Source organism: Pantoea sp. K16, assembly GCF_048452805.1.
In the GTDB taxonomy this organism is placed as follows: domain Bacteria; phylum Pseudomonadota; class Gammaproteobacteria; order Enterobacterales; family Enterobacteriaceae; genus Pantoea; species Pantoea agglomerans.
Genome location: NZ_JBLWNV010000019.1, coordinates 26,001 through 39,065, shown reverse-complemented (window position 1 = coordinate 39,065; position 13,065 = coordinate 26,001). Strand labels below are relative to the sequence as shown.

Sequence of the window (13,065 nt, the reverse complement as noted above, 5' to 3'; positions counted from 1 at the left end):
TTCGGGAGAGTGCAATGGAAAAGACTTCAGTAACCGGCCGCGACAGCGCAGCTGGCGACACGCCATCAGACCAGGATTTCGTGCCGATGCGTAGCGACGTGGTGCGTTCACCGCGTATCCGCAAGATTCAGATCACGGCGATGCTGCTGTTGCTGTTCGCCGCCATCATCAACTATCTGGATCGCAGCTCGCTGTCAGTCGCCAATATGACCATCCGCGAGGAGATGGGGCTGAGCGCCACCGAAATCGGCTTCCTGCTCTCCGCCTTTTCGCTGGCTTACGGCCTGGCGCAACTGCCGTGCGGCGCGCTGCTGGATCGTAAAGGGCCGCGCATTATGCTCGGCATTGGCATGTTTATCTGGTCGCTGTTCCAGGCCGCCTCTGGCCTGGTGCATAACTTTACCCAGTTCATCCTGGTGCGCATCGGCCTCGGCATTGGTGAAGCGCCGATGAACCCGTGCGGCGTGAAGGTAATCAACGACTGGTTCAACATTAAAGATCGCGGCATGCCGATGGGGATGTTCAATGCGGCTTCGATGATTGGACTGTCGGTGGCTCCGCCGATTCTGGCGGCGATGATGCTGGTGATGGGCTGGCGTGGCATGTTTGTCACGATCGGTATCCTCGGCATGTTCCTCGCTATCGGCTGGTATATGATCTACCGCGACCGCGACAACAACACCCTGAGCGCTGAAGAGATCCACTATTTGCAGGCGGGCAGCGTCGCCTCGCGTAAAGAGCCGATCAGCTTCAAAGAGTGGCGCGGCCTGTTTAAGCAGCGCACCATGTGGGGGATGATGATTGGCTTCAGCGGCATCAACTACACCGCCTGGCTCTATATCGCCTGGCTGCCGGGCTACCTGCAGTCGACCTATCATCTCGATCTTAAAAGTACCGGCCTGCTGGCAGCGATTCCGTTCCTGTTCGGTGCGGCGGGCATGCTGCTGAATGGCTATGTGGTCGACTCGCTGGTACGTCGCGGCTTTAACGCGGTGAAAACCCGCAAAGTCTGTATCGTCAGCGGGATGCTGCTGTCCGCCGGCTTTACCGCCGTGGTAACCCGCGCGACCGACACCACCAGCGCCGTAACGCTGATTGGGATGGCGCTGTTCTGTATCCACTTCGCCGGAACGTCGTGCTGGGGATTGATCCACGCCAACGTCACCGCCCGTATGACAGCGTCTGTCGGCAGCATCCAGAACTTCGCCAGCTTTATCTTCGCCTCGTTCGCGCCAGTCATCACCGGCTGGGTGCTCGACACCACCAAATCGTTCAGCATGGCGCTGATGATTTGTGCCTGCGTGACGCTGGTTGGCGCACTCGCCTACCTGCTGCTGGTGCGCCAGCCGATCACCGACGGCGAATAATCACGGCTGACGGCGCGACTGCTACGTCAGCGCCGTCAGGGTGACCCCATGTTTTGCACCATACCGCTGAATACCTGCCATCACCTTCTCCGCGCTCAGCGCGGGTGGAGTCGGTAACAGCGGTGCCCGTTCACGCAGCGCCGAGTCGAAGCGGGCAAACGTCGCGAAATCACGCGGGAAACGTTCTTCATCCACGCCAATGAATACGCCTTCATCACGTGCATGGGAGAGCAGCACCCGCCAGCGGTCAATCTCCGCCAGACCGATGCTGTCGGTACCGTGAGAAAAGAGCATCATGTCGATGTTGCGGAACGGTGGCTGTTTTTCCAGGAAGCGTTGCAGGGCCGCGGCCGAAGGCTCGGTGCAAAAGACCAGCCAGAACGGGATGGCGTGCTGATGCATGCTGCACCACGGGTCCATCAGCAGGAAGCTGTCCACCGTCAGCCGGGTCGGTAAAATTCCCGCCGCCAGATACCAGTCGCGGTAGATCTCTGCCACCACATAGCTCATCGCCTCCGGATCTTCATAACGAATCTCCATCAGCTTCCAGTTCTGAGCTTCCGCCAGTTTTTTCAGCGGCGAAATCAGATAACCATCCAGTCCCCACTCCGCTTCCGGCACGTGGTCAGTAATGGCCGGCGGCGTCCAGCGCTCGCGATCGATGCCATAGCGTGCCAGATATTCCGCCACCCGCGGGCCGCCCTGTAAGTACTCTTTTTCGGTTGCGCCGCCGAGCGCACCAAACTGGAAAAACGAGCGATCGCTGGTGCGGGTTACCGGCCACTGTCGGGTACAGTGATTGATAAACAGCGTTGATCCGGCGGGCAGACTTCCCATCAGAAATTCGTTGAAGGCCAGCGGCAGTTCGCGCAGTTTTAGCCGGAAGTAGCGCATCTGATCGAGCATCAGCCGATCCTGATTCGGGTCCTGCATATGGTGCACCGCCAGCCGGGGCCAGGCAGCCAGCAGCGCGGCAGCAATCTCTTTGCCCTGCTCAAAGCTGGTCTGTGCGTCATCGGGATCGTTATTCGCGGCCCGCACCGGGCAAAGAAAAGTCTGGGGCAACCAGGGCACACCCATCGCCGCCGCCAGATGCACCAGTGCACCGTTCGATGAACCGATAAAGGCCGCCGGATAATCCTGTTGCGGGTATTCACTCACCATCCATTCGGCGATCCCTTCCACATCCAGTTCACCCGCCTGGCGCAGGCTGATGCCTTCTGCCATGCCGCCCAGCGCATAGCCCCACTCACGCAGCCCGGTCGGTAGCCGGTTCAGTGAGGGCAACAGGCGATCCAGCGTCGGTGACTGGCTGGGGCTGGCAAAGGGGCGGTCGTGCAGCGCATTGGCCAGCGCAAGCAGCATGGCAGCAGCAGAGTCAAAGCGGGCAATCCCTCTTGGTGGTTTACTCATGTTGATCCTCCTGCTGGATACGTGCCAGGAACGGGCGGATGGCGTGACAGAAACTCCACGGGTAGACGTAGTGCAAAGTGTGCGTCCCGTCGCGTAATGTCAGTCGTTCACTGCGCGGCATCAGGGCGGCGAGTTCATCCAGCCAGCGGGCCGGACAGACGGGATCGCGCGAGCCCCGCAGCAGCAACGTGGGTGCGTTAATGTAAGTAAGGCGATGCTCAATGCGGTCGCGCATCATGGCGCGCAGGGTACCGAAGGCGCGCCGCAGGCCCGCTTTGGCGTAATCGATTCGGGCCAGTGGCCCCGGTGGACGACGGGATTCCAGCCGGCCATTACGCCAGTCGCGCCAGAGCTGACGCGGCAGACTGCGGGCATGACGATCGACCGTCGGCCCCTGCAGCACCAGTCCCGCCACAGCCTGTGGATGTTTCACCGCCAGCGCGGCCAGAATCTGGCAGCCAAACGAATTGCCGACCCAGATAGCGCGCTGGAAACCGTTATGCTGTAACCACAGCCACAGCGCATCCGCCAGCTGATCCACCGACATGATCGGCGCAGAAGGGGGCAGTGTGCTGGCGCCAAAACCGGGCAGATCCGGCACCAGCACGTGATAGTCGCGCCCCAGCGCCAGCGCCAGTGGCTCCATCGCCCGGCCCGACATCACCAGACCGTGGATTAACACGACCGGCAGTCCCTGATCCTCATTGGGCGTAACGCGGGTAAACATGCGCCAGTCACCAATCTGCTGATAATAACCGGCCAGACCGGCGTGATGACTGTTCGGCGACACCGGCGGCGTCTCCTTAAGTTGCCGCCAGCGTTTCATACCCCATAACGTGGCCGCCACACCCAATCCAACACCTGCCACAATCGCTGCCTGTTTTCGTCGATGCTTCTGGATCATCCGCTGCTCCTGGTTTGGGGAGAATAATTCAGTGTAGGTCGGGATCAGGCAGCAGGCGGGTTATCCGCGCGATGGTGTGAAAAAGTATGGGGTTTCGCCTAAGAAGACGCTGGCATTGCGGGTGATGAACTCTGGCGGGGGATGTGTCTGGTGTAAGCGGGAAGGCAATGACGGCAGTGAATGATGTGTGTACGCTGTGAGCGAGAAGCGGACATGAGAGATATAATTAATCCGCCATGAGAATCTCAGATTCCCAGGACTTATTAACCCGGTGAATGACGCCATTAAAAGGGATACAGGGTGGCAATCGATCACAACGGCTTTATTGCCCTGCCAGAAACCAATAAATTGCAGCCAGAGTTCCGGAATATTGTTGCACAGGTCGTGGCAAAGCTAATCCAAAGTTTTCCTGAGCTTATACATAGCCTTTATTTGTATGGCAGTGTGGCTGAAGGCCGGGCAAAAATCGGGAAGTCCGATCTGGATATGACAGTCATATTTAGCGTTGATCCCGGCGAAGCGGCTAAAGTGCAAACTACTGAAATACAACGTAAACTTGAAAAAAATAATCCTGTTCTCAGTAAAATCGATTTTGATTGTGGTCTGTTACAACAGGTAGTGCATCCGGATAATCTGCTTAGCTGGGGATACTGGCTCAAACATCACTGTGTCTGCGTTTACGGAGAGGACCTGAGTCAACGATTCCAGGCATTTAAACCTTCAAAAGAAATTGCTGTAGCAGTGAATGGTGACTTCCTGCCGGTGCTGGAAAAATTAATAACTCAAATGCAGTTATCTGCTGACGAAAATAAAAAGTTGCAGCTACAGCGTGCTGCTGCACGAAAGACAATCAGAGCAACCAATATTCTTCGCAGTGAACATGACAAACAGTGGCCTGAAACACTCGAGGAGTATCGCTTTACATTCAATGCCCGATATCCAGCGTTAGCAAAAGAAATGGATTACTTGCTGGCAATCAGTAATACACCTCAGGGGAGCATCGCTGATTTCAAAAGGCGCGTTATGGCTTTTGCCCGATGGCTTAACGTAACATTTCATAACGGGCAGGGCTTATGAAGGGAGGATTAACATCGGGGTAGCCTGATAAACGCGGAGCAGGTCAACGGACCAGAGATGATGCGAATTTCAGGCAATAAAAAACCCGCACTGAGCGGGTTTCTTTTATTATCAGCAGAGCTTATCTGCTCAGACTTATGTCTTCATCGCTATTGTAAGCGTCGCTGATAATGAGCGCGGCTTACTGCGCTGTGACGTTGCCAGCTGCAGGGCCTTTGGCGCCATTTTCAATGGTGAAGGAGACTTTCTGACCTTCATCAAGCGTTTTGTAGTTATCACCCTGGATAGCAGAGAAATGCACGAATACATCTTTGCTGCCATCATCGGGAGTGATAAAGCCAAAACCTTTATCTGAGTTAAACCATTTTACTAAACCAGTCATTTTGTTAGACATAGATATTTCCTTAATCGATTAGCCACTAAGAGCGGCGAAGATGGCCTGTAGTTAGAGATTTACTTATTGGGCACTTAGGAGGAGGCTCTCGAAGAAGGATATCTGTGGATAACACTTGAACTGAGGACTACTTTACTAAAACTGCTTTCATAAGGTCTGTGTTCCAAACCGATGACGCATTAAGACATAGCGATAATAATTTAGCAATGTATATGTTTATTTATTTTAACCATTTAAACGCTCAGATGGCTGAATGGCTGTTTTATTTTGACTGCTCAGGAAGTGCTTCAGGCTCCGCTGTGTGCGAAGAGGAGCAGGCTAATCCTGTCATAATGACGGTGCCGATTTAACGTTGATGCTTAACAATAAACAGAGCCTGTAATGTCACATCGCCTAAAAATTTCCGCACGGCCAGCGAAGCGCTGTCACCGCCCTCTTCATCTGTGAGCTTTACCTGCTGCATATCGTACGCCCGGCTCTTCGGCATCTTTCATCCTGATACCGGTCAGTATCCGGACGACCTGCCCGCCCTCACCCTGCATCTGAAATGCTGGAGGTTTGCCACCCGCCTCCATTCTGGTGCAGAAGCAGCCTGCCGCGATGAGCGAGAAGCGGGCTAAACCCTACCTGTCCGCCCATTTTGGGCATGCTGACTGTCTCAGTGACCGTGAACGGTCAATCCTACGAGCCGGATAACAACAGGACGGACAACCAGTATGCAAAAGAAAGCCGCTGGCATGGCGACCCGGTAAGCATTCATCACATTTGTCATGTAATGAGGCCCCATTCCGAATTCGGCTAACGTGATGACCAGACTCATCAGGAACGCCATGATGATCGCCATATAAAGCGCAAATATGTAAGGTGTCGTGCGCACCGGCAAGCGGGTTCGTAAGGTTTTTTTTGTTGCAGCATCAGTCATCTGAATATCCTGTTTAACAAAAGTAGATAAGACTGTGGCTAACTTAACAAGCTTATGCGGGGGGTTGTAGAGCGGTTATGCTTTAATCATTATTAAGTAAAAGTGACGAATTAACGGTTGAGGATACGATGGACATTTTAGGGCTGATTAGCACTTTTATTCGCGTGGTGGAAAACGGCAGTATTGCAGCGGCGGCACGCGCTAAAGGTATGAGTCCGGCAGCAGTCAGCCAGAGTCTTTCCCGTCTTGAAGCGCATCTGGGCGTGCGACTGCTATCGCGCACCACCCGCAGCATGACCTTAACGGAAAACGGTAAACGCTATTTCGAGAAAGTCCGTCACATCCCACATGATATCGAACTCGCCTCTCAGGCTGCTGCGAATGAAACCAAACCACAGGGGCCACTTTGTATCGCTACGACAGCCGCGTTTGGTCGGTACGTTCTGGCTCCCCTTATGCCCGCTTTCAAAGCGTCTTTCCCCGATATAGATATTGAACTGATCAGTACCGATCGCAACGTCGATCATCGCCTGGAAGGCGTCGATGTCAGTATCCGCATCGAAGCACAGCTGAATGATCAACTAATCGCCAGAAAAATTGCATCGTTACCCTTTATATTCTGTGCGGCTCCCGCTTATCTTGATCGCGCTGGTACGCCTCAGACGCCTGGAGAACTTAGCCAGCACGCCTGCCTGGTTTTCCGCTATCCCACCGACAGACGGTTTCTGCCATGGACATTTATGGTCAACGGACAGCCTGTTAATGCAAAACTCAACCCCAGTTTTATCAGCGATGATATTGATATCATCGCCAGAATAGCCGTAAACGGCGGCGGCATTGCCCGTCTGGCAAGCTTTGTAGCTCAGCCACTGATAGACAGCGGTCTGTTAAGGCCTTTATCCTGGTCAGGTCACAGTGGCGAGAGCACCATTGAGTCCCTGCCGATGAATATCTATGCCTGTGTCACCGAACGTTCGGCACTCAATTCGAAAGTACGGACATTTATTGAATTTTTGGCCGATGCGATTTAAGACAGGAGCGTTTTTGCCGGGCGAAAATTGTCCCTTATCCACCCGCAAAAGTAACTCACCGCTGCCGGTCGTGGTGATACGAAAAGCGGCCCTTTTGACGATGTGCAGAAAGGATATAAGTACGCTTTGAGAAGGGGTTTAACGCGGTGAGAATGGGATCCGAAAGTATCTGGCAGTCGGTGAAAACTGCCAGAATTGAGGAATAAAAAGTCGTTATCAGTCACTAATTCTGATGACGATTTTGCCAAATGCACCACGGGAGAGATGCCGGAAGGCTTCAACCGCCTCATTAAAGCTGTAAACCTGTTCAATGACGGGCTTGATATTATGTTTATTGAGGAACGGATTCATCCGATCAAACGAGGAGCGTGGTGCAACCGCAATGCCCCGGATTTTTGTCTGACGGAAAATTAACGGCATCAAATCAAGTTGTGCTGTCTGGCCGGTCAGAAATCCTACCTGAGCAATCGTACCGGCAACTTTTGTCGCAGCAATTGACTGATTGATGCCATTGCCCCCGGCGACATCTATCGTTACGTCAGCGCCTTTACCATCAGTCATTTCAAGCACTTTTCTTTCCCACTCAGGGTATTTTTTATAGTTAATTCCTTCATCAGCTCCCAGTGATTTAATGCGCTCAAGGTTTGCATCGTTACTGGAGGTGGCAATGACACGTGCACCATAGGCATGCGCTATCTGAGCAGCGAAGACCGATACACCACCGGTTCCCTGTACGAGCACGGTCTGACCGGGTTGCAGATTGCCGATATCCATTAGCGAGTACCATGCCGTAAGTGCAGCGATGGGAAGTGTAGAGGCTTCTTCATCTGTCATGCTGTCAGGCGCTTTAACTGCGCTGTCCTCATGAATGATCATGTACTCAGCCAGCCCGCCGGGTAACGGCATTCCAATACACCATGCTGGCTCATCGGCTGCAGGTTCACCCTCTAACCAGCGTGAATAGAGATGCGAGTTAACGCGATCACCCGTGCTAAAACGGGATACACCCTGTCCCGTGGCAACAACGGTACCTGTGGCATCAGAGACAGGAATCAGTGGCTTTGGAACCAGATGAGGCTCATAAAAGCCCTCTACTATTGCCTTATCCCTGAAGTTCAGAGACACCGCGCCAACTTTAACCAGAAGTTCACCCGGACCGGGTACAGGCGTTTCCACCTCTTCAAGCTTTAAGTTTTCAAGTCCAAAATCTTTCAGTAACCATGCTTTCATTTTGTCATTTCCCATGTGTATGCATCCAATAGAGTGATGATAAAAAAAGCAGGCAGGCGTAAAAAGCCACGTAAAAGGACTTCAGTGTTACTGCAGGAGAAACAATCGGAATGAGATATAATCCGCAATACACTATTTCGGCAGGAATATTTTTTGCGGAGTTAAATGATGCGCTCGAACATGCTGGAATTGATGGATATTTTTGTTCACGTCGTTGAATTCCGTAGTTTCACCCGGGCCGCTGACGCTTTGCAGCTGCATCGCCCTGCGGTCAGTAAGTCCGTACAACAACTGGAAGACAAGCTTGGCGTTAAGCTATTGCACCGCACAACGCGCAGTCTGAGTGTGACCGTTGAAGGGGAGGAAATTTATCAGCGGGCTAAAACGCTGCTGAGTGATGCCAGCGATATAATGGCTTCTTACTCTTCAAATCAGCGACCTCGTGGCCAGCTGCGCATTGATGTTCCACTGGCGCTGGCGCACAGTATCCTGATCCCACAATTAAGCGAGTTTCAGGCTTTATATCCTGAAATTGAAATAGTCTTAACCGCTTCAGATCGCCTGACCCATTTAATTACAGAAGGTGTGGACTGTGTTATTCGTCTCGGTGAGCTTGCTGATTCGAATTTTATTTCGCGCAGAATGGGCAGCCTGCAGATGGTCACCTGTGCAGCACCCTCTTATCTGGATAAATATGGCACTCCTTTAACGCCTGATGACCTTAAAGATCACAAAGCCATTTATTTTTTTAATGAACACAGTCGGGACATCCAGGAATGGAAATTTGTCATGAATGGCGAAATTGTTTCACGGCATCCGGGAAGCAGCATACGAGTTAACAATTCTGACGTCCTTCTTTCATGTGGCGTGGCGGGCCTCGGCATGCTTCACGCATTATATACGGCATTAAAGCCCTGCCTCGAAACAGGCCAGCTGAAGGAAGTATTATCGGGTTATGCGACTGTGACGAAACCGGTTTCTATACTCTACCCTGACCGACGCTATCTTCCGCCTAAGGTCCGGGTCTTTATCGAATGGTTTACTGAAATATTCAGGAAAAATCATCAGGGTTAACCGTGAATCTTTGTTTCGGCACAGGCAATTCCGTGACCCATTAAAAGTGCTTGTTTCCTGTTTAAGGTATGCCGCCATTTTGTCTGGCATCCGGAAATCTCCCGGGCAGATTAGATCACTGCAGCAACGTCTTTTCTGGCTCAAAGTGACGCATAACGGGAAAATCAGAAGGAGAGGAGTTGCAACAAACAGGATGCACCCGAAGTGCAAAAACGCGGGTTTAAATCAGCAGAAGCAAAGGCAGAAAAAGCAGAAAAAGCAGAAAAGGTGATAATCACAGGTCGATCCCTGACCGCGATTATCGAGGGTTTCTTGCGGGGTGCTTAGTACATGGCACCCGGCGGTACGTGTTTGAACGTCTCAACGTAAGCGCGGAACACGTGTTTAAAAATACGTTTCATGGAACACCTGATTCAAATTTAGTTGAACATATACCGAAAAAGTATAGCTCCTGTGCGTTTTAACAGCAAATAAATTTGAACCAGATCACAAAAATGGCGGTTTTATGTGCAAAAGCCCTACGCGGTGTAGCCGAGATGCTGCAACAGAATGGTAGAGCCGACGGCAATCAGCACTACTCCACCCAACACTTCCGCCCATTTGCCCAGAATCGGACCGATAAAGCGCCCGACTAATACGCCAGTCGTCGCCATCACCGTAGTGGCTGCACCAATGGTCAGCGCGGTAGTAATGATGTTCACCTGCAGGAAAGCCAGACCCACACCGACAGCCAGCGCATCCAGGCTGGTCGCTACCGCAGTGGTCGCCAGTACCATAAAGCCATGGCTTTGCGGGGCTTCACAGGGTTCTGCAACAGCAGTCTGACGGAAGCCTTCCATCATCATACGGCCACCCAGAAACGCCAGCAGGATGAAGGCAACCCAGTGATCCCACGCCATGATGTAACGGCTGGCGGCCAGGCCAAGCGCCCAGCCAATCAGCGGCGTCAGCGCTTCAATTGAGCCGAAAATCAGACCGGTACGCAGCGCTTCTTTAAAACCGGGACGATGCAATGTGGCACCTTTGCCCAGAGCAGCAGCAAACGCGTCCATCGACATGCCCAGCGCAAGAATTAAAGTGGCAATAAAGGTCATGATTTATTCACCTGGGGCGAAAAAGCGGCAATTCACGCTGAATTCACCACACAAAGTGTTCAGTTATGAAAAAGTGGGCGCAGTCTACCATGCAAACCCAAAGATAAAAAGACAGTAAAATCAGGGATTTAAGTATAGCAAAGGCTATAACTCTTATCATCCGCTATGAATCGCGCTAAGTCGATGGTAGCAAAGCATTTTCTGACCATTCCTCTGGCCATGTAGCATGCCGGATGCGCACGAAGCAGCGCGCCACCATTGAACCGTGTCGCCGTTTACCGGAAAATGCCGGGCTGATAAATATGGGATACCGGTTATGAATAACCCTTTTGAAACGTTGATCGTGCCTGGTGGCATTTTACTGCTGGGCTTTCTCTCGGCGCTGCTGCTGCCCGCGCCCGCCTTTAGCGTGACGGTGGCGCAGCATCTGTTGCAGATGTTCCATTTGCAGGACCTGAATCAGCTCTACACGGTGGTGTTTTGCGTCTGGTTTTTGCTGCTGGGCGCACTGGAGTTTTTTGTTATCCGTTTTGTCTGGCGTCGCTGGTTCAGGGGCTGACCGCCTGCGCATCGACCAGCGCCTTTAGCCTTTCGGCACTGCGCGCATAACCTTCACGTGGCAGATGTGCCGCCCCCAGCAGCAGGCCCGCACCGCGCTGATCCGCCTGCTGATACCAGATCGACAGCGGTGACGGCGCCATGCCCCACTCCACCGCCTGCTGCGCAATCACCTGATCCGGTGAACCGGCGGGTAAACGGACAATCACCGCCAGCCCGGCGCGTTGCAGGTCAGGAAAGTGAGGATGCAGCGCCGCGATCATCTGCTCCAGCCGCTCATGATAGACGCGCTTCATGCGCCGCAGATGCCGCATAAAGTGGCCATCCCGCAGAAATTCCGCCACCGCGTTGTGCAGCAATCCGGAGGAGGCAGGCGAAAGCAACGCGCAGACCTCACCGAACCGGGCCGTCAGCGCGGGTGGCACCACCATAAAACCGAGACGCAGTTGCGGCGTCAGCGTCTTGCTGAACGTGCCGATGTGCAACACCCGCCCCTGGCTGTCGAGCGCGGCCAGTGCCGGCGCGGCGCGGGTGCCGGGCTGAAGCTCGCCGAGATAGTCATCTTCGATAATCCAGCGCTCCGCGCGGCTGGCCCAGTTAAGCAATTCATGGCGGCGTGCCAGGCTCATCGTCATGCCAAGCGGCGCCTGCTGTCCCGGTGTGACCAGCGCAAAAGCGGCATCCGGCGCGCGGGCAATCCCGGCCTCAACCTGCAACCCTTCGGCATCAACCGGCACGGCAACCGGCGTGACGTGCAGCGCTTCAACCGCGCGACGCGCCACCCAGAATCCGGGATCTTCCAGCCATGCTGTTTTACCCTGAAAATTCATCGCCAGCCCAATCAGTCCCATTGCGCCAGCATAGCCGCTGGTAATAATAATCTGGTCCGCCTGACAGCGCAGGCCGCGTGCCACCGCCAGGTAGGCCACCAGCGCCTGCCGCAACGCTAAGCTGCCGCGGGGATCGGGATAGCTGGCCGGTCTGCTGACCTGCATGCGCGTCTGACGCTGCAGAATGCGCAGCCAGACTTTGGCCGGGAATGCATCGCTGGCAGGAATGCCCATCTGGAAGGTCAGCGGTGGCGCTTCATACTCCTCTGCACCCTCCAGCAGCTGGCGTTCAGCCTCGGCATTGACCGGTTTTAACGGCGGTAATGGGCTGACGAAGGTACCCGCCGCGCCTCTGGCCTGCAGAAACTGACCATCAACCAGCATGTCATAACTGGCGCGAACGGTGCCACGCGCCACGCCGAGCTGAGCGGCCAGATCGCGGCAAGAAGGCAGACGTGCGCCAGGTTGTAAACGTCCTTCACCAATCGCCTGTTCGATCAGCTGGCGCAGTTGTTCACTGAGGCCACGTGACGCGCCGCGCTGCAGTGTCAGCGTGGAAAGCGGCGATGGACCAGTCAGACTCTCATTTTTTGGCACTTTATCTGCTCCATTGAAAGGCTGAAAATCGCCTTATCAACCCTGAATGAGGCAATAAGATGAGCGAACGTATCGATTTTCACAGTGCAGCACCGGCAGGCATGAAAGCGCTGGGCGGCGTATACAGTTATCTGGCACAAACCGATCTGCCGCTCACTTTACTGGAACTGCTGTTCCTGCGCATATCGCAGATTAATGGCTGTGCCTACTGCATTGATTTACATACCAAAGCACTGAATAAGTCGGGCATGGTCTGGGATAAGATCGTGCTGACCTCGGTCTGGCAGGAATCCGGTACGCTGTTCAGTGATAAAGAGAAGGCTGCCCTGTACTGGGCTGAATGCCTGACCCTGATTGCTCAGCAGGGCGCGCCAGACGACCGCTATACCGCACTGAAAGCGCACTTCAGTGAAAAAGAGATTGTCGATCTGAACATCGCGATTGGTCTGATGAACACCTACAACCGCATGGCGATAAGTCTGAAAAAGTTGCCCGCCAGCGCCAGTCAGTCATAAGTGAATCCGATGCGTGCGCCGGTGTGCACGCATTTTCAGACTCACAAAAATGTAACATT

15 protein-coding genes are annotated in these 13,065 nt (G+C 53.8%); 6 read left to right on the top strand and 9 right to left on the bottom strand.

Annotation, left to right across the window (positions count from 1 at the left end):
• Positions 1 to 14 precede the first annotated feature (14 nt).
• Positions 15 to 1,367, top strand: a complete 1,353-nt coding sequence (locus ACK13D_RS20610; protein ID WP_010671480.1) for an MFS transporter — start codon at positions 15 to 17, stop codon at positions 1,365 to 1,367.
• Between the two features lie 21 nt (positions 1,368 to 1,388).
• Here ACK13D_RS20610 and ACK13D_RS20605 read toward each other — a convergent pair whose 3' ends face one another.
• Together ACK13D_RS20605 and ACK13D_RS20600 are read right to left on the bottom strand one after the other, a co-directional pair.
• Positions 1,389 to 2,780 carry a hypothetical protein gene (locus tag ACK13D_RS20605; protein ID WP_418797008.1) on the bottom strand — a complete coding sequence of 464 codons (1,392 nt, stop codon included), beginning with the start codon at positions 2,778 to 2,780 and terminating at the stop codon, positions 1,389 to 1,391.
• The gene (locus ACK13D_RS20600) at positions 2,773 to 3,684 is read right to left on the bottom strand and encodes an alpha/beta fold hydrolase (protein WP_187515394.1); all 912 of its coding nucleotides are present in this window, start codon (positions 3,682 to 3,684) and stop codon (positions 2,773 to 2,775) included. Before ACK13D_RS20600 ends, ACK13D_RS20605 begins: the two co-directional genes overlap by 8 nt.
• A 300-nt stretch (positions 3,685 to 3,984) precedes the next feature.
• Here ACK13D_RS20600 and ACK13D_RS20595 point away from each other — a divergent pair, with 300 nt between their 5' ends.
• Positions 3,985 to 4,761 (top strand): nucleotidyltransferase domain-containing protein, encoded by a 777-nt coding sequence (locus tag ACK13D_RS20595; protein WP_418797007.1) that lies wholly within the window; start codon positions 3,985 to 3,987, stop codon positions 4,759 to 4,761.
• Between the two features lie 181 nt (positions 4,762 to 4,942).
• Here the strand turns inward: ACK13D_RS20595 and cspE are convergent, their stop codons facing one another.
• The 3 genes from cspE to ACK13D_RS20580 all read right to left on the bottom strand — a co-directional run bounded on the left by cspE (position 4,943) and on the right by ACK13D_RS20580 (position 6,077).
• A complete protein-coding gene (gene cspE, locus ACK13D_RS20590; RefSeq protein WP_010671477.1) occupies positions 4,943 to 5,155 on the bottom strand; it encodes a transcription antiterminator/RNA stability regulator CspE in 213 nt (70 codons plus the stop codon).
• Between the two features lie 346 nt (positions 5,156 to 5,501).
• Positions 5,502 to 5,642, bottom strand: a complete 141-nt coding sequence (locus tag ACK13D_RS20585; protein ID WP_176442701.1) for a hypothetical protein — start codon at positions 5,640 to 5,642, stop codon at positions 5,502 to 5,504.
• Positions 5,643 to 5,813: 171 nt separating this feature from the next.
• Complete coding sequence (locus tag ACK13D_RS20580) at positions 5,814 to 6,077, bottom strand: DUF2798 domain-containing protein (RefSeq protein ID WP_010253502.1); 264 nt, start codon at positions 6,075 to 6,077, stop codon at positions 5,814 to 5,816.
• Between the two features lie 128 nt (positions 6,078 to 6,205).
• Here ACK13D_RS20580 and ACK13D_RS20575 point away from each other — a divergent pair, with 128 nt between their 5' ends.
• Positions 6,206 to 7,108 carry a LysR family transcriptional regulator gene (locus tag ACK13D_RS20575; protein WP_033766567.1) on the top strand — a complete coding sequence of 301 codons (903 nt, stop codon included), beginning with the start codon at positions 6,206 to 6,208 and terminating at the stop codon, positions 7,106 to 7,108.
• A 216-nt stretch (positions 7,109 to 7,324) separates the two neighbouring features.
• On the opposite strand, the gene ACK13D_RS20570 is transcribed toward ACK13D_RS20575, so the two are convergent.
• On the bottom strand, positions 7,325 to 8,338 hold the full coding sequence (locus tag ACK13D_RS20570) for a zinc-dependent alcohol dehydrogenase family protein (RefSeq protein WP_022623962.1): 1,014 nt from the start codon (positions 8,336 to 8,338) through the stop codon (positions 7,325 to 7,327).
• A gap of 168 nt (positions 8,339 to 8,506) precedes the next feature.
• On the opposite strand from ACK13D_RS20570, the gene ACK13D_RS20565 reads away from it, so the two are divergent.
• The gene (locus ACK13D_RS20565; protein ID WP_033781012.1) at positions 8,507 to 9,412 is read left to right on the top strand and encodes a LysR family transcriptional regulator; all 906 of its coding nucleotides are present in this window, start codon (positions 8,507 to 8,509) and stop codon (positions 9,410 to 9,412) included.
• Positions 9,413 to 9,735: 323 nt separating this feature from the next.
• Here ACK13D_RS20565 and azuC read toward each other — a convergent pair whose 3' ends face one another.
• A complete protein-coding gene (gene azuC, locus ACK13D_RS20560; RefSeq protein ID WP_111534772.1) occupies positions 9,736 to 9,813 on the bottom strand; it encodes a stress response protein AzuC in 78 nt (25 codons plus the stop codon).
• Positions 9,814 to 9,930: 117 nt separating this feature from the next.
• Positions 9,931 to 10,506: a manganese efflux pump MntP gene (mntP, locus tag ACK13D_RS20555; protein WP_010253515.1), complete on the bottom strand. Its 576-nt coding sequence runs from the start codon at positions 10,504 to 10,506 to the stop codon at positions 9,931 to 9,933.
• Between the two features lie 316 nt (positions 10,507 to 10,822).
• Here mntP and ACK13D_RS20550 point away from each other — a divergent pair, with 316 nt between their 5' ends.
• Positions 10,823 to 11,065 carry a DUF1158 domain-containing protein gene (locus tag ACK13D_RS20550; protein ID WP_010253517.1) on the top strand — a complete coding sequence of 81 codons (243 nt, stop codon included), beginning with the start codon at positions 10,823 to 10,825 and terminating at the stop codon, positions 11,063 to 11,065.
• Here the strand turns inward: ACK13D_RS20550 and pdxR are convergent.
• Entirely contained in the window at positions 11,055 to 12,491 is a 1,437-nt protein-coding gene (gene pdxR, locus ACK13D_RS20545; RefSeq protein WP_089414962.1) for a MocR-like pyridoxine biosynthesis transcription factor PdxR, read from the bottom strand. The two genes, ACK13D_RS20550 and pdxR, sit on opposite strands and share 11 nt — an antisense overlap.
• 59 nt (positions 12,492 to 12,550) lie before the next feature.
• Between pdxR and ACK13D_RS20540 the strand changes: the two genes are divergently transcribed.
• Positions 12,551 to 13,006, top strand: coding sequence for a carboxymuconolactone decarboxylase family protein (locus tag ACK13D_RS20540; RefSeq protein ID WP_346447929.1), 456 nt, complete (start codon positions 12,551 to 12,553; stop codon positions 13,004 to 13,006).
• The last annotated feature ends 59 nt before the right edge of the window (positions 13,007 to 13,065 follow it).

Bases quoted from the DNA above. Each gene is read 5' to 3' on its own strand.
- ACK13D_RS20610 (WP_010671480.1), top strand. From the start codon at position 15: ATGGAAAAGACTTCAGTAACCGGCCGCGACAGCGCAGCTGGCGACACG.
- ACK13D_RS20605 (WP_418797008.1), bottom strand. From the start codon at position 2,780: ATGAGTAAACCACCAAGAGGGATTGCCCGCTTTGACTCTGCTGCTGCC.
- ACK13D_RS20600 (WP_187515394.1), bottom strand. From the start codon at position 3,684: ATGATCCAGAAGCATCGACGAAAACAGGCAGCGATTGTGGCAGGTGTT.
- cspE (WP_010671477.1), bottom strand. From the start codon at position 5,155: ATGTCTAACAAAATGACTGGTTTAGTAAAATGGTTTAACTCAGATAAA.
- ACK13D_RS20585 (WP_176442701.1), bottom strand. From the start codon at position 5,642: ATGCCGAAGAGCCGGGCGTACGATATGCAGCAGGTAAAGCTCACAGAT.
- ACK13D_RS20580 (WP_010253502.1), bottom strand. From the start codon at position 6,077: ATGACTGATGCTGCAACAAAAAAAACCTTACGAACCCGCTTGCCGGTG.
- ACK13D_RS20575 (WP_033766567.1), top strand. From the start codon at position 6,206: ATGGACATTTTAGGGCTGATTAGCACTTTTATTCGCGTGGTGGAAAAC.
- ACK13D_RS20570 (WP_022623962.1), bottom strand. From the start codon at position 8,338: ATGAAAGCATGGTTACTGAAAGATTTTGGACTTGAAAACTTAAAGCTT.
- ACK13D_RS20565 (WP_033781012.1), top strand. From the start codon at position 8,507: ATGCGCTCGAACATGCTGGAATTGATGGATATTTTTGTTCACGTCGTT.
- azuC (WP_111534772.1), bottom strand. From the start codon at position 9,813: ATGAAACGTATTTTTAAACACGTGTTCCGCGCTTACGTTGAGACGTTC.
- mntP (WP_010253515.1), bottom strand. From the start codon at position 10,506: ATGACCTTTATTGCCACTTTAATTCTTGCGCTGGGCATGTCGATGGAC.
- ACK13D_RS20550 (WP_010253517.1), top strand. From the start codon at position 10,823: ATGAATAACCCTTTTGAAACGTTGATCGTGCCTGGTGGCATTTTACTG.
- ACK13D_RS20540 (WP_346447929.1), top strand. From the start codon at position 12,551: ATGAGCGAACGTATCGATTTTCACAGTGCAGCACCGGCAGGCATGAAA.